Genomic DNA, 23463 nt, shown 5'->3' with positions numbered 1-23463 from the left:
ACAGCCCGGTCAGGCGCGTCGCCGCGACGGGTCGGTACGGTCCACTCAGGCCGCGACGGGTCGGTACGGTCCGCTCAGGCGGGGGCGGCCGTCTGTCGGGCGGTCGCCGGGTCCAGGGTGGGACCGGCGGGGACCAGGCTGACCACACCCGCCGGGAGCCGGACCGGACGGGCTCCGCCGTAGCCGAGCATGGCCGGCACCCCGGCGTCGGCGAGGACGTGCCGGCGGCCGAGGTCGGTCACCACGGAGATCGCCCCGCCGGTCGCACCCGGTGCGGCCACGGACTCGACAAGCGCGCCCCGCCCGGGCTCCACGACGACGTGGTCGGCGACCGCCGGGCCGGCCGGCCGACTCTCGGCGCTCGGTGTGGTCAGCTCCGGCAACTGTCCGCCGTGCCGCAGCTCGACCTGCCCGGACTCGTCACCGACCCGGGCGCAGACCACCGACGAGTCCATGGCGGCCAGTCGGGGCGGCACGCTCGGCGGCGCGTGCGGCCCGGCCGGCGCAAGATCGTCCAGTTGGGGCAGGGCCGCGAAGCGACCCAGGCTGATCTGGTCCGGTTCGCGCTGCCCGGTGCGCGCGAGCAGCAGCGCCGCCTGGAGCTCGGTGATGCCGGCGAGGCCGTCGCGCTGCACCACCGCGTACTGTCGGCCGCCGCCGGAGTTGCTCACCAGCAGCACGTCCCCGATCCGGGCGTCGGCGATCCGGGCGGATTCCTCGCCGAGGCCGGGCAGTTCCAGCGGTGCCAGGTCCAGGCCGGCCGGCACCGTGTTGAGCAGGGAAGCGGCGACCGGCACCGCCCGCGCCCGGGTGACCGCCAGCGCGGCCAGTACCCGGTCGGTGTCGCGGATCAGATGGCGGCGCTGCTGCCAGAGCAGGTGCAGCTGACCGTCGGGAGCACGCAGCAGCAGCGCCTGCGCGCCCAGTGGCCGGCCACCCGTCCCGCCGGTGCCGATCAGCAGCACCGACCGCGCCTGCGGCCCGCCGCCGTCGGTGCCGACCGAGCAGACCGTCCAGGCACCGGTGGCGAGCCGGGCCGCCGCCGGCAGCGAGTCGGGTGCGTCGGCGATGCCCAGCGGCAGGCCACGGGGCACGCCCTCGATCGACCGGCGGGACACCAGCACGGTCTTCGGCCGCTCGGCACCGAGGATCAGGAGCGCGGAGGCGTAGTTGAGCACCGGGTGCAGCCGCTGCTCGCGATAGACGAACCGGGCACCGGACTCCTTCTCCACGATTACCGCGCCGCCGTCGCGCCACTTCACGCCGCCGCCGGCAAAGAGGCCGTAGAGCGCGAACCCGCCCAGCCCGATGACCGCCACCAGCACGCTGGCCAGCGCCGCACCGGCGAGCCGGCGAAACGGCGACTGCGCCGGGTCGGTCTCGCGCATCACCAGGGCGGCCACCACCCGCTGGATGGTGAACTGGTACGAGTGCAGCTGGTCCTGCCGCGACGGCATGCGGCCCCTTCCGCGAATACGGTCGGGGCACAGGATAAGCGTTGGGTCAGCATCCCGTGGACCGTGCGTCACCGCCGCTCCGCGCCACCGCCTCCGACCTGCCCAGTCGGCATGATCCGGAACGAATCGGGTAGCTGAGCCGGCAGGCCGTCCGGATCCGCCGGACGGCCGACGTTCAGGAGGTGGAGATGCGCGCCCTACTCTGGGTCGTCGGCGTGATCGCCGGCATTCTCGTCCTGCTCGGCCTGCTGCTGGAGGCGGTCCGCTGGCTGGTCATCATCGGGCTCATCGCGTTCGTGGCAGTGGTCGTACTGGCCTTCGTCCGGGGTCGTCAGTCGATGCGAAACTATCCCAACCGCCGCTGACCCGGCACGAATCTTGGTACGAAGCAGCCCGGAGGCAGTTCCGTACCAAGATCTGAAAGGGGTCAGGCGGCGGCGAGCGCCGGGGTCGGCTGCTCGTCGACGGGCGCGGCCGGCTGGCGGCGGTTCGGCAGGGCGAGCCGGAAAACCTTCTTCCAGGCCGAGAAGACCTGCCGGGGCAGCGAGCCGGTGGTGTACTTCAGGCCGTAGCGGTCGAAGAGCGCCCGCACCTCGGGGGCGATCTCCTGGTAACGGTTGCTCGGCAGGTCCGGGTAGAGGTGGTGCTCGATCTGGTACGACAGGTTGCCGGTCATGATGTGCATCAGCCGGCTGCCGCTGATGTTGCCCGAGCCGAGCATCTGCCGCAGGTACCACTCGCCCCGCGTCTCACCCTCGATCGAGGTCTTCTCGAAGGTCTCGACGCCCTCCGGGAAGTGCCCGCACATGATCACCGAGTGGCTCCACAGGTTGCGGATCAGGTTCGCGGTGAAATTGGCAGCCATGGTGTGGAAGAACGACGGGCCGGACAGCACCGGGAACAGCAGGTAGTCCTTGAGCGCCTGGCGACGGATCTTCCGGCCGGCCGCGCGGGCCTTGGCCCGGAACTCCGGGTCCTTGAGCCCACCCTTCTCCTTCAGCCGCCTGCCCAGTTCCAGGTCGTACGCGGCCACGCCGTACTCGAAGAAGCAGGCGTTGACGAAGTTGTAGAACGGCTGGCCCAGGTAGGCCGGGTGCCAGGGCTGGTCCTCGTCGACGCGCATGATGCCGTAGCCGAGGTCGTTGTCCTTGCCGACCACGTTGGTGTAACGGTGGTGCAGCTCGTTGTGCGACTGCTTCCACTGGTCGGCCGGGGTGGCGTGGTCCCACTCCCAGCTGGTCGAGTGGATCTTCGGGTCCCGCATCCAGTCCCACTGACCGTGCAGGACGTTGTGCCCGATCTCCATGTTCTCCAGGATCTTCGCCACCGCCAGTCCGGCGGTGCCGACGACCCAGGCCGGCGGGAACAGCGAGAAGAGCAACACCACCCGGCTGCCGACCTCCAGCTTGCGCTGCGTCGAGATGACCTTCCGGATGTACGCGGCATCCCGCTCACCCCGGGTGTCGATCACCCGCTGGCGGATGGCGTCGAGCTCCTTGCCGAGGGTCTCGATGTCCTCGGCAGTGAGGTGGGCGATCGGGTTGGTGGCCTTCTTCTGGATCACGGTCACGTTGTGTTTCTCCGATCAGATCTCGAGTTCGCACGGGCCGGCAGCGGCCGACACACAGGTCTGCACGCGTACGCCGTCGCCCGGTAGGGCGGTGGTCAGTTCCCCGTTGCGCAGGTCCCGAACCGCGCCCTGCCGCAGTGGCAGCACACAGCCGAAGCAGATGCCCATCCGGCAGCCCGAGGGCATCAGCACGCCCGCGTTCTCCCCGGCGTCGAGCAGCGGCGTGCCGCCGCCGGCCTCGACGGTCACCGACGAGCGGGTGAAGGTGACGGTCCCACCGTCACCGGCGGTGATGATCGTGGGCCGGAACCGCTCGGTATGCAGCCGTTGCGCGCAGCCCCGGGCCGTCCAGTGCGCCTCGGCCGCGTCGAGCAGCCCGACCGGGCCACACGCCCAGGTCTGCCGCTCCAGGTGGTCGGGGACCAGGGTGTCGAGCTCGGCCACGTCCAGCAGCCCGTCGACGTTGGTGTGCCGCTCCACCAGCCGGATCACACCACGCTCGGCCAGGTCGCGCAGCTCCGCGCCGAAGACCACGTCGGCCGCGGTGGGCGCCGAGTGGACAAGCACCACGTCGCTGCCGGCCAGCACGCCCGAGCGCAACATCCCGGCGACCGGGGTGATGCCGCTGCCGGCGGTGAGGAAAAGTACCCGGGCCGGTGCCGGGTCCGGCAGCACGAAGTCGCCCTGCGCCTGGTCCAGCTGCACGATCGTGCCCGGTCGCACCCGGCGGACCAGGTGGTTGCTGACCACGCCGTCCTCGATGGCCTTGACCGTCACCGAGATCGGGTCGGGGTGCCGGCCGGGCGGGGAGGTGACCGAGTAGGCGCGCCACTGGCGCACCCCGTCGACATCGACCCCGAGCCGCACGTACTGGCCCGGCAGGTGTCCCCGCCAGCCACGGCCGGGACGGATCAGCAGGGTCGCCGCGTCCGGGGTCTCCGGGCGGACGTCGAGGATGCGGCCCCGCAGGTCGGCACCGGCCCGCAGCGGCGCCACCAGGTCCAGGTAGTCGCCGGGCAACACCGGCGTGGTCACCGTCTCGGCCAGCCGCCAGAGGCGACGGCGCAGGGATCCTGATGCGTGCGGTCGCGGGGCGGTAGTGGTCATAACACGATGGTCGCGGCCAGCTGGCATAGAATCTTGGCCTGCGAAGGTAAAGCGATCCACCCTTTTTGTGCGGAGAGAACAACCGTGGCGGAACCCTCCGGAACCACCCATCGGGCGGCGCGCCTCGAACTGGACGAGCGGGTCGCCCGCGAACTGCGTGATCGGCTACCGATGGTAGCCGGTCGAACCGTCACTGCCATCACGGCCGAGGTGCCCAGCTACTCGGGCACCCTGACCGGGCAGATGCGGGACAAAATCGAGAACGCCGTGCAGATCGCTCTCGGTACCTTCCTGCAACTGCTGGAGCGCTGCCAGGCCACCGACCCGAGCACCCCGCTGATCCCGGCGCTGGAGGCAGCGTACGCGCTGGGCAGCGGCGAGGCCCGCTCCGGCCGCAGCATGGACGCGCTGCTGGCCGCGTACCGGGTCGGTGCCCGGGTCTCCTGGCGGGAGATGGCCGCCGCCACCGTGGCGATCGGGCTGCCCGCCGCCACCGTCGCCGAGTTCGCCGAACTGATGTTCGCCTACATCGACGAGCTCTCCGCCGCCAGCGTGGCCGGGCACGCCGACGAGTTGGCCAGCGTCGGCCGGGCCCGGCGGCGCAACCTGGAACGACTCACCCAGCAACTGCTCGCCGGCGAGCCGGAGGACGTGCTGCGGCGCAGCGCCGAACGGGCGGACTGGCCGGTGCCGCAGACCCTCACCGTCATCCTGCTGCCCCGGGCCAACCTGCGCGGGGTACTCGCCCTGCTCAACGAGCACACGCTGGAGATCAGCGAGGAGTCGCCCGCCCGCGAACCCGGCGAGGAGCGGGCGGTGCTGCTCGTACCGGACGCCCACGGCGACCGCCGGCAACTCGCCCGGGTGCTGCACCGACGCCGCGCGGTGCTCGGGCCCGCCCGGCCGTGGGATCGGGCCAGTTCCTCCTACCGGCGGGTGCTCCGGGCCGTGGAGATCGGCATCGCCCGCCCACCGGACGGCGAGCCGCTGGACACCGAACGGCATCTGACCGAGCTGCTGCTCAGCGCCGACCTGGAGGCCCTCGCCGACCTGCGCTCCCGGGTGCTGCAACCCCTCGCGGAGCTGCCCGCGGCCACCGCCGAACGGCTCACCGAGACGCTGCGGTCCTGGCTGCTACACCAGGGGCGCCGCGACGACGTGGCCGCCGACCTGTTCGTCCATCCGCAGACGGTGCGCTATCGGATGGGCCAGCTGCGGCAGCTGTACGGCGAGCGGCTCAGCGACCCGCGTACGCTGCTCGACCTCACCGTGGCCCTGGCCCTGCCCGTCACCGTCCAGCCGACGGGGTGAGCGCCGGCAGGTCACCGGTCAGTCCGAGGAGATCGGCCCCAGCAGGCGAATCTCCTCGGCGTCCAACCTGGCCTGCAACTCCCGCAGCACCGCCTCGTCGATCTCCCGGGCGTCGCGCATCCGGGTGATCTCCTGTCGCTTGTGTTCGAGCGCGGCCAGGCGCAGCCGGCGTTCGTTCTCCCGGGCCGCCGCCGACTCACCTTCCGGCTCGGCCTGCACGGCACCGAGATGACTCTCGTACTCGGCCTGGAGTCGCTGCACGGCCTCCGGGTCGGCGCCGACCCGCCCGGCGATGTCCGGCAACGCGGTGAGGGTGGCCCGGGTGGCGTGCACCTGCGCCTGCCGGCTCTCGTCGTCACGCTCCGGATCGCCGGTGAGGTGGGCCCAGCTCAGCAGCAGCGGCAGCGTGGTGCCCTGCACGAGCATCGTCACCAGGATCACCGTCGCCACGCAGAAGATGATCAGATCGCGCTCCCGCACCGGTCCGCCGTCGGCGTTCAGCGGCACGGCGAGCGCCGCCGCCAGGGAGACCGCGCCCCGGAACCCGGCCCAGCCGGCGACCGTACGCACCCGCCAGTTCACCCGCCGGGCGCGCCGGTCCTTGCGCCGGTCCACCAGCCGGGCCAGGGCCGCCGTCAGGTGCAGCCACAGCATCCGCACCGCCACCAGCACACCGGCCACCACGAGCGCGATGGTGATCGCGCGTGGCAACGAGACGCTGGAGACACCCCGGACCGCCCGGGGAATCTGCATCCCGACCAGCACGAAGAGTCCGCCGTTGATGAGGAAGGTGGTGAGGTCCCAGAAGGACAGCGCCAGCACCCGGGACCGGGCGCGGATCACCCGGGGGCTGGCGAAGGCGACCATCAGGCCGGCGACCACCACCGCGAGCACCCCGCTCTCGTGGACGCTGTCGGCCAGGAAGAAGGCCGTGAACGGGGTGAGTACGCTGAGCGCACCCTCCCGCAGCGGATCGTCCAGCCGCTTGCGGATCAGGATCACCACCGTGCCGACCAGCACGCCCGCCGCGATGCCGCCGAGAAACGACAGGCCGATGCGCTCGACGAGTTCGAACGCGTTCGGTGCCGGCCCGCCGTGCAGCAGGCCGAGCGCGACGGCGAAGAGCACCAGGGCGGTGCCGTCGTTGATCAGGCTCTCCGCACCCAGCGTGGTGAGCAGCCGCCGGGGCATCCGCTTGGCCAGGCCGGCCACCGCGGCGGCGTCGGTCGGCGCGAGCGCGGCACCGAGCACCCAGGCCACCGCCGGGTCGACGCCGAGCCGCTGCGCCACCAGCGCCACCGCCACCATCGTGGCGCCGACCAGCCCGACCGCCAGCAGGGCGATGACCACGAAGTTGGCCCGGAGCTCCCGCAGGCTGGTGGCCAGGCTCTCCCGGTAGAGGATCGCCGGCAGGAACAGCACAAGCACCACCTCGGGGGCCAGCACCACCTCCGCCAGCGGCGGCAGCAGCGCCAACAGGGCACCGAAGCAGATCAGCAGCACCGGCGGCGCGACCCGGTACCGGCCACCGATCGTGGTGCCGACCAGCACGGTGACGCCCAACGTGATGATCAGCAGCAGCTCGCTCACGTCGCCCCCGTTCGTCGCACCCACTCATGGTGGTACGGCGAGCGGCGCGACAGGCGCGGATCGCCGGAGGCGACGCAGCGGTGCCGGCAACCGGGCGGCGGGCGTACCGCTCAGCGGCGCACGCCGGCGCTCAGATCCTCCTCGATGCGTTTCGCGGCGGCCAGCAACGGCGGCAGCAGTTCCTTGCGGATCATCTCGAACGAACCGCGGCTGGCGTGCGCCGAGACGTTGACCGCGGCGATCACCGATCCGTTGTCGCCGTGGATCGGTGCGGCCAGCGAGCGCAGCCCCTCCTCCAGCTCCTGGTCGACGATGGCGTACCCCTGTGCGGCGATCTTCGTCAGGATGGCGCGCAGCTTGGCCGGGTCGGTGACGGTACGCCGGGTCAACGGGCGCAGTTCCGCCTTGGCGAGGTAGCCGTCCAGCCAGTCGGCGGGCTGGGCGGCGAGCAGCACTCGCCCCATCGACGTCGCGTACGCGGGGAACCGGGTGCCGACGCTGATCCCCACCGTCATGATCCGCTTGGTGGGTACCCGGGCGACGTAGACCACCTCGCCGCCGTCGAGCACCGACACCGAGCAGGATTCGTGCACCTGCGCGACAAGCGCCTCCATGTGCGGCTGGGCGACCTCGGGCAGGCTCAGGCTGGACAGGTAGGCGTAGCCGAGGTCGAGGATGCGCGGACGCAGCGAGAAGAGCCGCCCGTCGGTGTGCACGTAACCCAGCTCGACCAGGGTGAGCAGGAAGCGGCGGGCGGCGGCCCGGGTCAGCCCGGTGGCCCGGGCCACCTCGCTGAGGGTGAGCTGCGGATGTTCGGCGTCGAAGGCGCGGATCACCGCCAGGCCGCGCTCCAGCGACTGGACGAACTCGCCTCCGCGCGCCGCGTCGGTCACTCGGTCTCCTGCCGCAGAGTCGCCTGGGCCACCTTGAACGCCCGGTTTGCCGCCGGTACGCCAGCGTAGACGGCCACCTGGAGCAGAACCTCACCGATCTCGTCGGGTGTCAGCCCGTTTCGCCGGGCGGCCCGGACGTGCATCGCCAGCTCCTCGTCGTGGTGCAGGGCGGCCAGCACGGCGAGGGTGATGCAGCTGCGGGTGCGCCGGTCCAGCCCGTCGCGGGTCCAGATCTCGCCCCAGGCGTACCGGGTGATCAGGTTCTGGAAGTCGGCGGTGAACTCGTCGGTGTTGGCGACGGCCCGGTCGACGTGCGCGTCGCCGAGCACCTGCCGGCGCACCGTCATCCCGGCGTCGTGTCGCTGCTTGTCGGTCACGGGTTCCCCCCGCCTTCCGGGTCGAAGTGGGCAGTGAGCAGGCGGGTCACCGCCTCGGGCTGCTCGACGCTGGCCAGGTGCGCGGCGTCGGGCAGGACGGTCAGCCGGGCGCCCGGGATCCGCCGCGCGATGTCGGCGACCTGCTCCGGTCCGGTGGCCGGGTCGTCGGCCCCGGCGATCACCAGTGTGGGTGCGCGTACCGCCGCCAGGTCCGCGCGCAGGTCCATGCCGGCGATGGCGTCGCAACAGCCGGCGTACCCGGCCGGCGGGGTGGCCAGCAGCATGTCCCGGTAGACCGCCACCGTGTCCGGGTGGGCGGCGACGAAGGCGGGGGTGAACCAGCGCCCGACCACGGCGTCGGCGACACTGTCCAGCCGGCCGGCGCGCACGGTGGCCGCCCGCGCCCGCCAGCCGTCGGCCGGGCCGAGCGCCGCCGCCGTGCAGAGCAGGGCGAGCCGGTCGATCCGCTCGGGGGCGTGCGCGGCGAGCCACATGCCGACCATGCCGCCGAGCGAGAGCCCGGCGTAGTGCACCCGCCCGACCGCCAGTTCGTCGAGCAGGGCCAGCACCTTACGGCCGAGCAGGTCGATGCTGTACGGCCCGGCCGGCACGGCCGAACCGCCGTGGCCGAGGTGGTCGTACCGGATGACCCGGAACCGGGCGGCCAGCGCCGCCAGCTGCGGTCGCCACATGGCGCCGGTGGTGCCCAGGGAACTGCCCAGCACCAGCACCGGCGCCTGCGGTGGGCCGTCCACGGTGGCGTGCAACGCCCGGGACCGGGCGCTCACCGTGCTCCGTCCCGGTGCAGGTCGAGGGCGCGGTCGACCAGTTGGCCGGCGGCGCCGAGCCAGCCGGCCGGGTCCAGGGCCGCGTCGACGTCCGGCTCGGACAGGTGGGCCCGGACGTCGGGCTCGGCGAGCAGCGCGTCCCGGAAGGACGGCCCGGCGGCGGCCCGCCGGACCAGGTCGTGGGCGGCGGCGCGACCCAGCGCGGGCGCCAGCCGGGCGGCCACCGCCTCGGCGAGCAGCAGGCCGCCGGTGGCGTCGAGGTTGGCCCGCATCCGGTCCGGGTGTACGCGCAGACCGGTGAGCATCCGGGCGGTGCGCTCGGCGGCCCCGCCGGCCAGGTGCAGCAGTTCGAGCAGGGGTTCCCATTCGGCGTGCCAGCCGCCGGTGGCGCGTTCGTGTTCCTGCCCGGCAGCGGCGAACAGGGTGCCGACCAGCCCGGGGCCACGCCGGGCGGCGGCGGTGACCAGGACCGAGTCCACCGGATTGCGTTTGTGCGGCATGGCCGAGGAGCCACCGCGCCCCTCGCCACCCTCGGCGACCTCGCCGACCTCGCTCTGGGCGAGCAGGCCGACGTCGAGCGCGACCTTGCCGGTGGCGGCGAGCAGCCCACCGAGGGCCGCCGCGAGGTCGAGCACCGGTTGCCGGCGGGTGTGCCAGGGCAGCGGGCTCGCCGCCAGGCCCAGCTGGGCGGCGAACCGGTCGACCACCGCCGGACCGGCCGACCCGTACCCGGCGAGGGTGCCCACCGCGCCGCCGAGCTGCGCGGGCAGGGTGTCCCGGGCCTGGGTCAGCCTGTGCCGGGCCGCGTGCAGGCCGAGCAGCCAGCCGGCCGCCTTGAGGCCGAAGGTGCTCGGAGCGGCCTGCTGGCCGAGGGTGCGGGCCACCATCAGGGTGTCGCGGTGGGTCCGGGCCAGGTCGGCGGCGGCGTCGGCGGCGGCCTCGACGTGCCGCAGCAGCGGGCCGGCGGCCCGGAGCACCACAAGCGACAGGGCGCTGTCGAGCACGTCCTGGCTGGTGGCTCCGTGATGCACCCAGGGCCGGGCCGGTTCGGCGACCGCGGCGGTCAGCTCCCGCACCAGCGGGACTACCGGGTTACCGGCGGACTCGGCCGCGGCGCCCAGCGCCGCCGGGTCGTACCGCTCGGCGCGGCAGTGCCCGGCGATCTCGTCGGCGACCGGCGCGGGCAGCAGGCCCACGTCGGCGGCGGCCCGGGCGAGCGCGGCCTCGGTGTCGAGCATCGCCTGCAACAGGGCCCGGTCGTGGAGTTCGGCGTCGACGTCGGCCGCGCCGGAGAGCCCGCGCAGCAGCGCCTCAGACCGCGAAGAAGACGGTTTCATGCTCTCCCTGTAGGCGGATGTCGAACCGGTACCCGTCGGGTGCGGGACTTGCCAGCAGCGTGTCACGGCGGGCCGGGTCGAGGCCACGCAGCACCGGGTCCTCGGCGTTGCCCGCCTCGTCCGGGAAGTAGACCCGGGTGACCAGGCGGTGCAGCAGGCCACGGGCGAAGACCGAGAGGGTCAGGTGCGGTGCCTCGGTCTCCCCCGCACCGGCGGGCAACGCCCCCGGCTTGACGGTGAGCAGCGCGTACCGGCCCTGCGCGTCGGTCTCGGCGCGACCGAAGCCGCGGAAACCGGGCACCGTCGAGGGTCGCGCGCCGCGCGGGTCGTCGGGGTGGTCGAAGCGGCCGTCCGGGTCGGCCTGCCAGCTCTCCACAAGCGCGTCGACCACCGGTGCGCCGGTGCCGTCGACGATCTGGCCGCGGATCCAGACCGCCCCGGGCGTGCCCTGCGGCACCACGTACGGGCCGTCGGGCCAGCGCAGGCCGATGTGCAGGTACGGCCCGACGGTCTGGGCGGGCGTGACGCCCAGGCGCTCACTCATCGTCGTCCTCGTCCTCGAAGGGGGTTTCGTCCCGGCCCCGCAGCACGATGTCGAACTCGTAGGCCAGCGCCCATTCGGGCCGGGTGGTGGCGTGGTCGTAGCGGGCGATCAACCGCTGCCGGGCCTGCTCGTCGCGGATCGAGTTGAGCACCGGGTCCTGGAAGAACAGCGGGTCGCCCGGGAAGTACATCTGGGTCACCAGCCGCTGGGTGAACGCCCGGCCGAACAGCGAGAAGTGGATGTGCGCGGGCCGCCAGGCGTTGTCGTGGTTGCGCCACGGGTAGGCGCCGGGCTGCACCGTGACGAACTCGTAGCGCCCCCGCTCGTCGGTAAGCGCCCGCCCGACGCCGGTGAAGTTCGGGTCCAGCGGGGCGGGCCAGTTGTCAAGCGTGTGCCGGTAGCGGCCGGCGGCGTTGGCCTGCCAGACCTCGACCAGGGTGTGCGGCACCGGCCGGCCGTCGCCGTCCAGGACCCGGCCGTGCACGATGATCCGCTGGCCCTGCGGCTCGCCGTCGTGTTGGCGGGTCAGGTCGTGGTCGAACTCGCCGAGGCGTCCCTCGCCGAGCAGCGGGCCGGTGATCTCGGTGAGCCGCTGCGGCAGGTAGACCAGCGGCTGTCCCGGTGCCCGGGTCACGGTCGACTTGTAGCCGGGACTCAGCAACGGCGGATGGGCGTCGACATCGTCGCGCCGGTAGCCCGGCAGCACCAGCTTGCCGGTGGTGTCCTGGGTCATCGTCAGCTCCCGTCAGGCTTCCAGTACGACGGCCAGGCCCTGGCCGACCCCGATGCAGATCGCGGCGAGGCCCCGCCCGCCGCCGCGGCGGTGCAGTTGCCAGGCCAGTGACCCGAGTATGCGTGACCCGGAGGAGCCCAGCGGATGCCCGAGGGCGATGCCGCCGCCCTGCGGGTTCACGATCTTGGGGTCGAGGTCGGGCCACTGCGCCAGGCAGGCCAGCGACTGCGCGGCGAACGCCTCGTTGAGTTCGACCACGTCGAGATCGCCCCAGCCGAGGCCGGCGCGGCGCAGCGCCTTCTCGGCGGCGGCCACCGGGCCGATGCCGAACAGGTGCGGCTCGATCGCGGTGGCCGCCCGGGAGACGATCCGGGCCAGCGGTGCGCGGCCGATCTCCGCCGCCGCGGCGGCGTCGGCCAGCAGCAGAACGCTCGCCCCGTCGTTGAGCGGCGAGGAGTTGCCGGCGGTCACCGTGCCGTCGGGCCGGAACACCGGCTTGAGTCGGCCGAGCGCCTCGATCGTGGTGGTGGGCCGGATGCTCTCGTCCCGCTCCACGTCGGTGTCGGGCACCAGGGTCACCTCGTCGGCGTACGCGCCGTCGCGCCAGGCCCGGTCGGCGAGCTGGTGGCTGCGCAGCGCGAACTCGTCCTGGGCGTCGCGGCCGATCCGGTAGCGCTCGGCGAGGATCTCGGCGCCCTCACCGAGCGGCACCGTCCACTGCTCGGGCATCCGGGGGTTGACCAGGCGCCAGCCAAGCGTGGTCGAGTGCAGCGTCTCGTGCCCGCGCGGGTAGCCCTGCTCGGGCTTGGTGAGCACCCACGGGGCCCGGCTCATCGACTCCACTCCCCCGGCCAGGCAGATCGAGGCGTCGCCGAGGGCGATGGCCCGGGACGCGCCGATCACCGCCTCCAGGCCGGAGCCGCAGAGCCGGTTGACGGTGGCACCCGGCACCGACGGCGGCAGGCCGGCCAGCAGCACCGCCATCCGGGCCACGTCCCGGTTGTCCTCACCGGCGCCGTTGGCGTCGCCGAGCAGCACGTCGTCGATGCGGGCCGGGTCCAGCCCGGGGTTGCGGGCGACGATCTCGCGGACCACGTGCGCGGCGAGGTCGTCGGGGCGTACGCCGGCCAGGCCGCCGCCGTACCTGCCGATCGGGGTGCGTACCGCGTCGAGCACGTAGACGTCGTGGCTCACTTCTTCGTCGCTTCCAGAGCGCGCAGCACGGCGAGTTCCTCGGCGGTGGGCGGTTCGCCGGTGACCAGCTCGGCGGAGACGGCCAGCGGCCAGCCAGTGGCCGCCCGGGCCTGCTCGACGGTGACGCCGGGATGCAGCCGGGTCAGGGTCAGCTCGCAGGTGGCCGGGTCCGCTTCGAGGACGCCGAGGTCGGTGATCACCGTACGGGGGCCGCCGCCGCGCAGGCCCAACCGTTCCCGGTCACCCGGCCCGGACCCGAAGCCGACCGAGGTGACGAAGTCGACCCGTTCGGTGCAGGTACGCAGGCTCTGCCGGACGACGACCACCACCTCGCGGCAGGAGGCGGCGATCTCGGGTGCCCCACCGGCACCGGGCAGGCGTACCTTCGGGTCGGCGTAGTCGCCGCCGATGACCGTGGTGTTGATGTTGCCGTACCGGTCGAGTTGGGCGGCGCCGAGGAAGCCGACGTCGATGCGGCCGGGCTGGAGCCAGTAGTTGAAGACCTCGGGCACGGAGACCACCGCGTCGGCGGTGTCGGCGAGCACCCCGTCGCCGATGGACAGCGGCAACCGGTCGGGCTTGGCGCCGAGGCACCCCGACTCGTAGATCAGCACGAGGTTCGGCGCGTGGGTGGCCCGGGCCAGGTTCGCCGCGGTGCTGGGCAGCCCGATCCCGACGAAGCAGGCGGTACCGTCGCGCAACTGCCGGGCGGCGGCGACGGTCATCATCTCGTCGGCGGTGTAGTCCGTCATGCCGGCACCTCCGTGGTGAGCACGTGCCGCGCGATCCAGTCCTGGAAGGTCTCGCGGTCCCGGCTGATCTCGTCCCAGGCCACGTAGAAGTCGTTGTCGCGCACCGAGTAGCCCTGGGTGTACGACGGGTGCGAGCCGCCGGGCACCCGAGCCACCGCGGTGACCGCCCAGCCGGGCAGCACGACCTGTCCGGGCACCGGGTCGAGTTCGTCGACGATCTCCTCGACGGTGACAAGCGACCGGTGCGCCGCCAGCACCGCCTCCTTCTGCACCCCGGTGATCCCCCACATCTGCACGTTGCCGGCGCGGTCGGCCCGCTGGGCGTGCACCACCGTGACGTCGGGACGCAGGGCGGGCACCGCGGTCAGCGTCTCCCCGGTGAACGGGCACTCGATCGGGCGGATGTTTGTGGTGTGCCGGGGCAGGTCCGTGCCGGTGTAGCCGCGCAGCACCGCGAACGGCAGGCCGGAGGCACCGGCGACGTACCGGTTGGCCATCCCCGCGTGGCTGTGCTCCTCCAACTCCAGCGGGACCGGCCAGGAGTTCTGCACGGCGTCCCGGAAGCGGTGCAGCGAGCCGACGCCGGGGTTGCCGCCCCAGGAGAAGACCAACCGACGCGCGCAGCCGGCACCGATGAGCTGGTCGTAGATGACGTCGGGAGTCATCCGGACCAGGGTCAGGTCGCGCCGCTGCTGTCGGATGATCTCGTGACCGGCGGCGAACGGGATGAGGTGGGTGAACCCTTCCAGCGCCACCGTGTCCCCGTCGCGAACCAGTTCCGCGACGCCGTCGGCAAGCGAGACGAGCTTCGCCATGGGCCTCCCGCCTCCTGCGATCGGTGATCCGCGCGCCGTGTTCGGTATGCGGACTTGCGTACTTATCTCGAACATAATGCTCGACAGCGGGTGCCGTCAACGTGCCGCGAACTGCGTTGTGTGCGACGTCGGGCCCGGTTGCCGAAAACTCGCGGCGATCCGTTGACGCGGGCCAGACCACGTGGAACCGTTCTAGATGAGAACGGCCGTTCGGTTGGCGAACAGACCGGGCGGGCCCAACCCACCCCCCGGTCCCGCCGGACCGCCCGACGCGGGAGAGCTGCATGCGCCGTCCAACCGGGCTGCTCGGCGACCCGACGCTGCTCGGCGTGTTCGGCTTCGCCACCTTCCTCGCGCTGCTGGAGGTGGTGCCGCGGCTCGGTGTCGTCGCACCGGACTACCTGCCGCCGGCCAGCCGCACCGGGGTGGCCCTGGCGGAGCTGGCCGGCGAAGGCGCCTTCTGGACCGCCCTGGGCGACACCCTCCGGGGATGGTTCCTCGGGCTGCTCATCGCCGTGGCGCTCGGCATCGTCGTCGGGTTCGTGCTCGGCACCGCACCGATCCTGCGGGAGGCCACCGCCTCCACGATCGAGTTCCTGCGTCCCATCCCCTCGGTGGCACTCATCCCGCTGGCCGTGCTGCTCTTCGGCACCAGCCTGCGATCGGTGCTGCTGCTTGTGGTCTACGCCGCGTTCTGGCAGGTGCTCGTCCAGGTGCTGCACGGCGTGCAGGACGTCGACCCGGTCGCCCAGGAGACCGCCCGCACCTTCGGCCTCGGGCGGCTGGCCCGGATCCGGCACGTCACCTGGCCGACCGCGCTGCCGTACCTGCTCACCGGCGTCCGCCTGGCCGCCGCCGTGGCGCTGATCCTCACCATCACCGCCGAACTGGTGATCGGTGCCCCCGGTCTCGGCCACGAGATCGGCGTCGCGCAGTCCGGTGCCGCCGTCCCCCGGATGTACGCGCTGATCATCGTCACCGGGCTGCTCGGAGTGGCGGTAAACATACTGGCCCGCCAGCTGGAACGGCGGCTGCTCAGGTGGCATCCGTCGATCCGACGGGAGGTGCCGGCATGACGGATCGCCTCCGCCGCACGGTGCGGCACGTCGTCGCCGCCCTGGCCCTGCCGATCGGGCTGCTCGCCTGCTGGTGGGTGCTCACCGCCGACAGCGACAGCTACTACCTGCCGCCGCTGTCGGAGATCCTGGCCAGCATCGACGACGTGTGGCTGCACTCCGGCCGGCTGCGCACCGACGTGCTGCCCAGCCTGCTCCGCCTGCTCGGCGGATTCACCCTCGCCGTGCTGCTGGGCGTCGGCGCGGGCGTGGCCATCGGCTCCTCGCGGCGGCTGCGGGCATTCTGCGAACCGGTGCTGGAGTTCCTCCGGGCGATCCCGCCACCGGTACTGGTGCCGGTACTCATCCTCTTCGCCGGGATCGGCAACACCATGAAGGTCCTGGTCATCGTCTCCGGCTGCGTCTGGCCGATCCTGCTCAACACCGTCGAGGGCGTCCGGGCCGTGGACCCGGTCCTGCTCGACACGGCGCGCTGCTACCGGATCGCCGGCCCCGCCCGGCTGTGGCACCTGGTGATCCGATCGGCCAGCCCGCAGATCGTCACCGGCATGCGGCAGGGCCTCTCCATCGGGATCATCCTCATGGTGATCAGCGAGATGTTCGCCGCCAGCAACGGGCTCGGTTTCAGCATCATCCAGTTCCAGCGGACCTTCGCCGTCACCGAGATGTGGACCGGGATCCTGCTGCTCGGCCTGCTCGGCTTCCTGCTCGCCACCGCCATGCGGATCTTCGAGCGGCGCGCCCTGAACTGGTACCTCGGCCTGCGGCAGACCCAGCGAGGAGGAGACCGATGACCGGGACCGCCCCCGAGACGATCCTCGACGTGCGCGCCGTGCGCAAGGTGTACGAGGGACACGGCCGCCGCGTGACGGCGATCCGCGAGCTGACCTTCACCGTCGGCCAGGGCGAGTTGGTCTGTGTGGTCGGCCCGTCCGGCGCCGGCAAGACCACCCTGCTCAAGTGCATCGCCGGACTGCTCGCCCCGACCAGCGGGCAGGTGGTGCTGGAGGGCGCGGCGGTCACCGGGCCACCGCCGGGGATGGCGGTGGTCTTCCAGGAGTACGGCCGCAGCCTGTTCCCGTGGATGACCGTACGGGGCAACGTCGAGCTGCCGCTGAAGCAGAAGAAGCTACCCCGGGCGCGCCGGCTGGAGCTGCTGCACCAGTCACTTGACGCGGTCGGCCTGAGCGACGTGCACGGCGCGTACCCGTGGCAGCTCTCCGGCGGCATGCAGCAGCGCGTCGCCATCGCCCGGGCCATCGCGTACGAGCCGCACATCCTGCTGATGGACGAGCCGTTCGCCGCAGTCGACGCGCAGACCCGGGCGGACCTGGAGGATCTGGTCCGGTCGCTGTGGCAGCGGCTCGGCGTGACCACCCTGTTCGTCACCCACGACATCGACGAGGCGGTCTATCTCGGCCAGCGGGTGCTGGTGCTCTCCGCCGCACCGACGGTGGTGCTCGACGACGTCACCGTCGACCTGCCCGCCGAACGGGACCAACTCTCCACCCGCTCGTCGGCCCGCTTCGCCGAACTTCGTCGGCACATCTTCGCGCAGATCCAGCGGGCCAAGACGTACCACCGCACGAATCCCCTCACCACCAATGGAGGAACCTGATGTCCCTGCTCGACACTGGAACCTGGCACGGCACCCTCTACAGCGACGGCTGGGTCCAGCCGGCCGGCGGCACCGCCGCGGTCCGCTCGCCCGCCACCGGTGAGGAGATCGGCCTGGTCGGCGTGGCCGACGCCGACGACGTGGCGCGGGCCTGCGCCCGGGCCGCCGCCGCGCAGCGGGCCTGGGCCGCGACCAGCTACTCCGAACGGGCCGCCGTGCTGCGCCGGGCCGGCGCACTCTGGGAACAGCACGCCGCCGAGGTCGGCGACTGGGTGGTCCGCGAGTCCGGGTCGATCCCGCCGAAGGGCGTCCTGGAGACCAGCACCGCCGCGCAGGAGTGCTACGAGGCCGCGACGCTGCCCTCGCAGCCGCTCGGCGAGATCATCCCGAGCGCCCAGCCCCGGCTGAGCCTGGCCCGCCGGCTGCCGGTCGGCGTGGTGGGGGTCATCTCGCCGTTCAACGCCCCGCTGATCCTGGCGATCCGCTCGGTCGCCCCGGCGCTGGCCCTGGGTAACGCGGTGGTGCTCAAGCCGGACCTGCGCACCGCGGTCTGCGGCGGGCTGGCCATCGCCCGGGTCTTCGAGGAGGCCGGGCTGCCCGAGGGCCTGCTGCACGTGCTGCCCGGTCCGGTGGCGACCGGTGAGGCGCTGGTCGCCGACCCGCACGTCCGGGTGATCAGCTTCACCGGATCGAGCGCGGCCGGCCGCAAGGTCGGCGAGGCCGCCGCCCGGCATCTGAAGCGGGCCCACCTGGAACTGGGCGGCAACTCCGCGCTTGTCGTGCTCGACGACGCCGACCTGGACCTCGCCGTCTCGGCCGGCGCCTGGGGGTCCTTCCTGCACCAGGGGCAGATCTGCATGACCACCGGCCGGCACCTGGTGCACGAGAGCCTCGCCGAGCGGTACGTGACCGAACTGGCCGCCAAGGCCGACCACCTGCCGGTCGGCGACCCGGCCAAGGAGCAGGTGGCGCTCGGGCCGATCATCGACGAGACGCAGCGCGACAAGATCCATTCGCTGGTCACGGCGAGCGTGGACGCGGGCGCCCGACTGGCGGCCGGTGGCACGTACGACGGGCTGTTCTACCGGCCGACCGTGCTCGCCGAGGTCACCCCGCAAACGCCCGCGTACGCACAGGAGGTCTTCGGCCCGGTCGCCCCGGTGCTCAGCTTCACCGACCTGGACGAGGCCGCCGCGCTGGCCGGCGCCAGCGAGTACGGGTTGTCGCTGGGCATCCTCAGCCGGGACGTGACGAAGGCGATGGCGCTTGCCGAACGGATCCCGAGCGGCATCGTGCACATCAACGACCAGACCGTCAGCGACGAGGCGGTGGCGCCCTTCGGTGGGGTCGGCGCGTCCGGCACCGGTTCCCGCTTCGGTGGGGCGGCGGCCAACATCGAAGCGTTCACCGAGACGCAGTGGCTGACCGTGCAGGGCGACATCAGCCGCTACCCGTTCTGATCGACGCATTCGCCACCCGTACCCGGGTGCGGAGAAGGGAGCTGCCGTGGCGGGCGGAAGCCGGTCCCCCGGTGCATCGGTGACCTCGCGGGTGTTGGCCGTGCTGGGCGCGTTCGACGCGGCCCACCCGGCGCTGACGCTCAGCGACATCGCCCGGCGCAGCGGGCTGCCGCTGGCCACCACGCACCGGCTGGTCGCCGAACTGGTGACCGGCCGGGCGTTGGCCCGCGCCGCCGACGGCAGGTACACCATCGGCGTACGGCTGTGGGAGGCCGGGCTGCTCTCGCCACTGCACACCCGGCTGCGCGAAGTGGCCCTGCCCTACCTCCAGGAGCTGTACGACACCGTACGGGAAAACGTGCACCTGGCGGTCTGGGACGGTGACGAGGCGCTGTACGTGGAGAAGGTCACCGGGCACCGGTCGGTGCCGACCATCTCCCGGGCCGGCGGCCGGCTGCCGCTGCACGCCACCGGCGTCGGCAAGGCGCTGCTGGCGTTCGCCCCGCCCGAGGTCCTCGCCGCCCACCTGCGCCGACCGTTGCGGCGCTGCACGGCGTACACGGTGACCGAGCCGGGACGGCTGGCCCGCGACCTGGCCACCGTACGGGAACGCGGCTGGGCACGGACCCACGAGGAGATGACCCTCGGCTCCTGCTCGGTCGCCGTACCGGTCCGCGACGCCGACGGGGCCGTGGTCGCCGCGATCGGCGTCGCCGGGCACAGCCTCGGCGCCATTCCGCAGCGGCTCGTGCCGGCGCTGCGGGCAGCGGCCGACGGGGTCGCCGCCCGGTTGGCCGAGACGGCACATGATCACGCTCGGGCCACGAACGAGTGGCATCCGGGCGCGGGGACCCCACTCGTTCCCTGATCGAGCGCGATCTTCGTCGTCGCCAACCTTCGCGGGTGGTCTTCCACTGAGTGGAAAGCCGCAGCGGCGGCGCGGGGCACGAGCGGGCAGGCTGATGCCCGGGCGACAATGTCGCCCCACCCACACTCAGCGTGTCAGGAGGAACGGATGCGTACCCAGGTCGGCATCGTCGGAGCGGGACCCGCCGGTCTCATGCTGTCGCACCTGCTGCATCGACAGGGCATCTCCTCGGTGGTGCTGGAGAGCCGCAGCCGGGAGTACGTGGAACACCGCCTGCGCGCCGGGGTGCTCGAACAGGGTTCGGTCGACCTGCTGCGCAAGACCGGCCTGGGCACCCGCCTGGACCGGGAGGGGATGCGGCACGAGGGCATCGAGCTGCGCTTCGACGGCGAGTCGCACCGGGTGCCGATGACCGAGCTGACCGGCCGGGCGATCACCGTGTACGGCCAGCAGGAGGTGGTCAAGGACCTGATCGCCGCCCGACTCGACGCGGGCGGGACGATCCTGTTCGAGGCACCGGCCGACCGGCTGTCCGGGCTGGACAACGCGCCGGTGATTCACTTCCGGCACCAGGGCCGCGACGAGGAGCTGCACTGCGACTTCGTGGTCGGCTGCGACGGCTACCACGGGATCAGCCGACCGGCCGTGCCCGAGGGCGTGCTGACCACCTACGAGCGGACGTACCCGTTCGCTTGGCTTGGCGTCCTCGCCGCCGCGCCGCCCGCGGTGGAGGAACTCATCTACGCCCACCACGAGCGGGGTTTCGCGCTCTACAGCATGCGCTCGCCGCAGATCTCCCGGCTCTACCTCCAGGTGCCGGCCGACGAGGACATCGCCGACTGGCCGGACGAGCGGATCTGGGCCGAGCTGCGGACCCGGTTGGAGACGGTGCCGGACTGGACGCTCAACGAGGGGCCGATCCTGGAAAAGTCGATCACCCCGCTGCGCAGCCTGGTGGTCGAGCCGATGCAGTGGCAACGCCTCTACCTGGCCGGCGACGCGGTGCACATCGTCCCGCCGACCGGCGCCAAGGGCATGAACCTTGCGCTTGCCGACGTCGCCCTGCTCGGCGACGCCTTCGCCGCCTGGTACGCCGACGGCAGCACCGACCTGCTCGACGACTACTCCCGCACCGCACTGCGCCGGGTCTGGCGGGCCCAGCAGTTCTCCTGGTGGATGACCTCGATGCTGCACCAGCTCGACGCCGACGACCCGTACGCGGCGAAGCTCCAGTCGGCGACCCTGCGCTACGTCACCACCTCCCGCTCCTACGCCACCAGCCTCGCCGAAAACTACGTCGGCCTGCCTGAGGTGTAAGGAAGGGCCCCTTATTAACGTCTCGTGTATAGGAAGGGTCCCTTCTTAACTCGGGAGGACGCCATGGTCCTGCACGACACCTTCACGATCTCGCGACACCTCGACGTACCACCGGAGGAGGTCTTCGCGGCGTTCGCCGACACGGCGCTGCGACAACGCTGGTTCCGACTGCCAGGCCGCGACGCCTGGTACGAACACGACTTCCGGGTCGGCGGTGGTGAGGCGGCGGGCAGCACCTTCACCAGCCTGGACAGCCCGCCGGAGCGGTTGGAGTACCGGTCGCGGTACATCGACATCACGGGCATGCACCGGATCGTGTACGGCTACGAGAGCATCGTCGACGACGAGTTGCGATGGACCGCGCTAACCACCGTCCGGCTCGCCGAGGAACCGGGCGGAACCCGTCTGGACTGGACGGAACAGGCGACCTTCGTCCGGTACACCGGAGACGGCGGCAACGACCTGGCACATCTGCGCGGTGCGACCGTACTGCGGCTCAACGGCCTGGACGCCGCGCTGCGCCCCGGGCCATCCCGCCAAGCGCGACCCGGAGCATCCCGGCAAGACTGAGCCGCACAGCAGCCGGCAGAACGCAGCCGGCGGCGAGCCACGCGGACCGGCGAAGCGAAGCGAGGGCGGACGCGGAAGCAACGCGGACCCGGCAGACGCGACGCGGGCGGACGCGGAAGCAACGCGGACCCGGCAGACGCGACGCGGGCGGACGCGGAAGCGACGCGAAGCGAGGACCGGGCGCAGAAGCGAGGCGGAGCGAGGGCGGGCGCGGGAGGACCGGGCACGGAAGGGACGCGGGCGAGGAGGACGGCGGGAACCGGAGTGGCCCGCCGTCCGACTAGATGCTCGAGCGGCGGGCATCCGGGCGACGGCAGCAAACACTGACCCGAAGGGCACGGGCCAGGTCGCAGGATTACCCACTAGTTCGATCGGAAAAATGGATGTCTCTGACTGAAGTCTCCGGTTCCTCGACGCCGGATTCCTCCTCCGGCAGCCAAACCTCAGCCGCCCAGACACCTTCGACCCGCACCCAACGACGTGTCGCGCCGCTGGCGGCGCTGCTGCTGCGCCTGCACTTCTACGCCGGCATCCTGGTCGCCCCGTTCCTGGTGGTGGCCGCGCTTACCGGCCTGGCATACACCGTCACGCCACAGGTCGACCAGATCCGGTACGGCGACCAACTCACCGTGGCCAGCGTCGGCGACCAGCCCCGACCGTTGGCCGAGCAGGTCACCGCAGCCCGGGCGGCCCATCCGGACGGCACCCTCGTGGCGGTGGCGCCCGGCGCTGGTGAGCAGACCACGAAGGTGGTGTTCGCGCTGCCGGAGTTGGGCGACAAGCAGCACACCGTCTACGTCGACCCGTACAGCGGCGAGGTACGCGGACAGCTCACCACCTGGTTCGGCTCCACCCCCGCCACCACCTGGCTCGACGATCTGCACCGTAATCTGCATCTGGGTGACCTCGGGCGGCACTACTCGGAGATCGCCGCCAGCTGGCTCTGGGTCCTGGCGCTCGGCGGCATCATCCTGTGGTGGCGTCGGCGGCGTACCGGACGCGGCCGGGTAACGCACCTGTTGGTGCCGGATCTGACGGCCGGCAAGGGCGTCCGGCGTACCCGGGGGTGGCACGCCACCACCGGCGTCTGGCTCGCCGTGGGGCTGCTCATCCTCTCCGCGACCGGCCTGACCTGGTCCCGCTTCGCCGGTGGGAACTTCGCCGCCGGGCTGGACGCGCTCGACGCCCGGCGGCCGGCGCTCACCACCAGCCTGATCGGTGCGCCGGCCGACGGCGGTGGCGAGCACCAGCACGGCGGCGCGCCGTCGTCGGGGGCGGCCGACCCGGCCACCTTCGACCGGGTCCTGGCGGTGGCCCGCGACGCCGGCCTGTCCGGGCCCGTGGAGATCAGCCCTGGCGAGCCCGGCGAGGCCTGGGCGGTCGCGCAGACCGACAACACCTGGCCGATCCGGTTGGACCAGGCCGCCGTCGACCCCGAGACCGGTACGGTGACCGCCCGCAACGACTTCGCCGACTGGCCGGTACTCGCCAAGCTCAGCGCGCTCGGCGTGCAGGCTCACATGGGGGTGCTCTTCGGTACGGCCAACCAGATCCTGCTCGCCGCGCTCGCCATTGGCCTGCTCTGCGTCATCGTCTGGGGCTACCGCATGTGGTGGCAGCGTCGTCCGACCCGTGGCGACCGTCGCGCGCCCGTCGGCGCCCCGCCTGCCCGGGGCGCCTTGCGCGGGCTGCCCTGGTGGGCGCTGCTGGCCGGTGGGCCGGTGGTCGCCGCGGTCGGCTGGGCCCTGCCGTGGCTCGGCGTCACCCTGCTCGGCTTCCTCGTCCTCGACGTCGCCCTCGGCGCATTCGCGCGACGACGCGCCAGCGGACGAACCGACAGCGCAGGGCCCCACAGCCGACAAAGCGACAACGCAGGGCCCGACAGCCGACAAAGCGACAACGCAGGGCCCGACAGCCGACAAAGCGACAGCGCAGGGCCCGACAGCCGACGAAACGACAGCCGACGAAACGACAGCCGACAAAACGACAGTGGACGAACCGACAGCGGACAGCCCGACAGTGGGCCGCGGGGCGGCGCAGCGGCTCCCGCCAGCCGTTGACCGTCGGTTGATCGACACCGTTGCGG

At 72.6% G+C, this 23463-nt stretch carries 23 protein-coding genes; 10 read left to right on the top strand and 13 right to left on the bottom strand.

Annotation, left to right across the window (positions count from 1 at the left end; translation table 11 throughout):
- Positions 1-74: 74 nt before the first annotated feature.
- Positions 75-1457, bottom strand: coding sequence for a type VII secretion protein EccB (eccB, locus tag QQG74_RS15810; RefSeq protein WP_341721053.1), 1383 nt, complete (start codon positions 1455-1457; stop codon positions 75-77).
- A gap of 188 nt (positions 1458-1645) precedes the next feature.
- On the opposite strand from eccB, the gene QQG74_RS15805 reads away from it, so the two are divergent.
- Positions 1646-1822, top strand: coding sequence for a hypothetical protein (locus QQG74_RS15805; RefSeq protein ID WP_341721052.1), 177 nt, complete (start codon positions 1646-1648; stop codon positions 1820-1822).
- Between the two features lie 62 nt (positions 1823-1884).
- On the opposite strand, the gene QQG74_RS15800 is transcribed toward QQG74_RS15805, so the two are convergent.
- Together QQG74_RS15800 and QQG74_RS15795 are read right to left on the bottom strand one after the other, a co-directional pair.
- Entirely contained in the window at positions 1885-3027 is a 1143-nt protein-coding gene (locus tag QQG74_RS15800) for an acyl-CoA desaturase (protein ID WP_341721051.1), read from the bottom strand.
- Between the two features lie 15 nt (positions 3028-3042).
- Positions 3043-4134: a ferredoxin reductase gene (locus QQG74_RS15795; protein WP_341721050.1), complete on the bottom strand. Its 1092-nt coding sequence runs from the start codon at positions 4132-4134 to the stop codon at positions 3043-3045.
- Positions 4135-4218: 84 nt separating this feature from the next.
- On the opposite strand from QQG74_RS15795, the gene QQG74_RS15790 reads away from it, so the two are divergent.
- Positions 4219-5445, top strand: coding sequence for a helix-turn-helix domain-containing protein (locus QQG74_RS15790; protein ID WP_341721049.1), 1227 nt, complete (start codon positions 4219-4221; stop codon positions 5443-5445).
- Positions 5446-5463: 18 nt separating this feature from the next.
- Here QQG74_RS15790 and QQG74_RS15785 read toward each other — a convergent pair whose 3' ends face one another.
- The 10 genes from QQG74_RS15785 to QQG74_RS15740 form a co-directional block, all read right to left on the bottom strand.
- Positions 5464-7035 (bottom strand): Na+/H+ antiporter, encoded by a 1572-nt coding sequence (locus QQG74_RS15785; RefSeq protein WP_341721048.1) that lies wholly within the window; start codon positions 7033-7035, stop codon positions 5464-5466.
- 110 nt (positions 7036-7145) lie between these two features.
- Positions 7146-7928 carry an IclR family transcriptional regulator gene (locus tag QQG74_RS15780; RefSeq protein WP_341721047.1) on the bottom strand — a complete coding sequence of 261 codons (783 nt, stop codon included), beginning with the start codon at positions 7926-7928 and terminating at the stop codon, positions 7146-7148.
- Positions 7925-8305, bottom strand: coding sequence for a 4-carboxymuconolactone decarboxylase (gene pcaC, locus QQG74_RS15775; protein WP_341721046.1), 381 nt, complete (start codon positions 8303-8305; stop codon positions 7925-7927). Before pcaC ends, QQG74_RS15780 begins: the two co-directional genes overlap by 4 nt.
- The gene (gene pcaD / locus QQG74_RS15770) at positions 8302-9093 is read right to left on the bottom strand and encodes a 3-oxoadipate enol-lactonase (protein WP_341721045.1); all 792 of its coding nucleotides are present in this window, start codon (positions 9091-9093) and stop codon (positions 8302-8304) included. The genes pcaC and pcaD overlap by 4 nt, the downstream gene beginning before the upstream one ends.
- The gene (gene pcaB / locus QQG74_RS15765; protein ID WP_341721044.1) at positions 9090-10430 is read right to left on the bottom strand and encodes a 3-carboxy-cis,cis-muconate cycloisomerase; all 1341 of its coding nucleotides are present in this window, start codon (positions 10428-10430) and stop codon (positions 9090-9092) included. The genes pcaD and pcaB overlap by 4 nt, the downstream gene beginning before the upstream one ends.
- Complete coding sequence (gene pcaG, locus QQG74_RS15760; RefSeq protein ID WP_341721043.1) at positions 10405-10974, bottom strand: protocatechuate 3,4-dioxygenase subunit alpha; 570 nt, start codon at positions 10972-10974, stop codon at positions 10405-10407. The genes pcaB and pcaG overlap by 26 nt, the downstream gene beginning before the upstream one ends.
- Positions 10967-11707: a protocatechuate 3,4-dioxygenase subunit beta gene (gene pcaH / locus QQG74_RS15755; RefSeq protein ID WP_341721042.1), complete on the bottom strand. Its 741-nt coding sequence runs from the start codon at positions 11705-11707 to the stop codon at positions 10967-10969. The genes pcaG and pcaH overlap by 8 nt, the downstream gene beginning before the upstream one ends.
- Positions 11708-11719: 12 nt before the next feature.
- Complete coding sequence (locus tag QQG74_RS15750) at positions 11720-12901, bottom strand: acetyl-CoA C-acyltransferase (protein ID WP_341721041.1); 1182 nt, start codon at positions 12899-12901, stop codon at positions 11720-11722.
- Positions 12898-13653, bottom strand: a complete 756-nt coding sequence (locus QQG74_RS15745) for a CoA-transferase (RefSeq protein ID WP_341721040.1) — start codon at positions 13651-13653, stop codon at positions 12898-12900. The genes QQG74_RS15750 and QQG74_RS15745 overlap by 4 nt, the downstream gene beginning before the upstream one ends.
- A complete protein-coding gene (locus QQG74_RS15740) occupies positions 13650-14468 on the bottom strand; it encodes a CoA transferase subunit A (protein WP_341721039.1) in 819 nt (272 codons plus the stop codon). The genes QQG74_RS15745 and QQG74_RS15740 overlap by 4 nt, the downstream gene beginning before the upstream one ends.
- A 284-nt stretch (positions 14469-14752) precedes the next feature.
- Between QQG74_RS15740 and QQG74_RS15735 the strand changes: the two genes are divergently transcribed.
- The 8 genes from QQG74_RS15735 to QQG74_RS15700 all read left to right on the top strand — a co-directional run bounded on the left by QQG74_RS15735 (position 14753) and on the right by QQG74_RS15700 (position 23437).
- Positions 14753-15544 (top strand): ABC transporter permease, encoded by a 792-nt coding sequence (locus QQG74_RS15735; protein ID WP_341721038.1) that lies wholly within the window; start codon positions 14753-14755, stop codon positions 15542-15544.
- A complete protein-coding gene (locus QQG74_RS15730; RefSeq protein ID WP_341721037.1) occupies positions 15541-16338 on the top strand; it encodes an ABC transporter permease in 798 nt (265 codons plus the stop codon). Before QQG74_RS15735 ends, QQG74_RS15730 begins: the two co-directional genes overlap by 4 nt.
- Positions 16335-17162 carry an ABC transporter ATP-binding protein gene (locus QQG74_RS15725; RefSeq protein ID WP_341721036.1) on the top strand — a complete coding sequence of 276 codons (828 nt, stop codon included), beginning with the start codon at positions 16335-16337 and terminating at the stop codon, positions 17160-17162. Before QQG74_RS15730 ends, QQG74_RS15725 begins: the two co-directional genes overlap by 4 nt.
- Positions 17162-18622, top strand: coding sequence for a benzaldehyde dehydrogenase (locus QQG74_RS15720; protein ID WP_341721035.1), 1461 nt, complete (start codon positions 17162-17164; stop codon positions 18620-18622). Before QQG74_RS15725 ends, QQG74_RS15720 begins: the two co-directional genes overlap by 1 nt.
- Before the next feature lie 79 nt (positions 18623-18701).
- Positions 18702-19490, top strand: coding sequence for an IclR family transcriptional regulator (locus tag QQG74_RS15715; RefSeq protein ID WP_341721034.1), 789 nt, complete (start codon positions 18702-18704; stop codon positions 19488-19490).
- Between the two features lie 147 nt (positions 19491-19637).
- Positions 19638-20807: a 4-hydroxybenzoate 3-monooxygenase gene (locus tag QQG74_RS15710; protein WP_341721033.1), complete on the top strand. Its 1170-nt coding sequence runs from the start codon at positions 19638-19640 to the stop codon at positions 20805-20807.
- Positions 20808-20870: 63 nt separating this feature from the next.
- On the top strand, positions 20871-21377 hold the full coding sequence (locus QQG74_RS15705) for an SRPBCC domain-containing protein (RefSeq protein ID WP_341721032.1): 507 nt from the start codon (positions 20871-20873) through the stop codon (positions 21375-21377).
- A 383-nt stretch (positions 21378-21760) separates the two neighbouring features.
- Positions 21761-23437, top strand: coding sequence for a PepSY domain-containing protein (locus QQG74_RS15700; protein WP_341721031.1), 1677 nt, complete (start codon positions 21761-21763; stop codon positions 23435-23437).
- Positions 23438-23463: the final 26 nt, after the last annotated feature.

Source organism: Micromonospora sp. FIMYZ51 (assembly GCF_038246755.1).
In the GTDB taxonomy this organism is placed as follows: domain Bacteria; phylum Actinomycetota; class Actinomycetes; order Mycobacteriales; family Micromonosporaceae; genus Micromonospora.
This window is presented reverse-complemented; position numbering and strand designations above follow the sequence as displayed.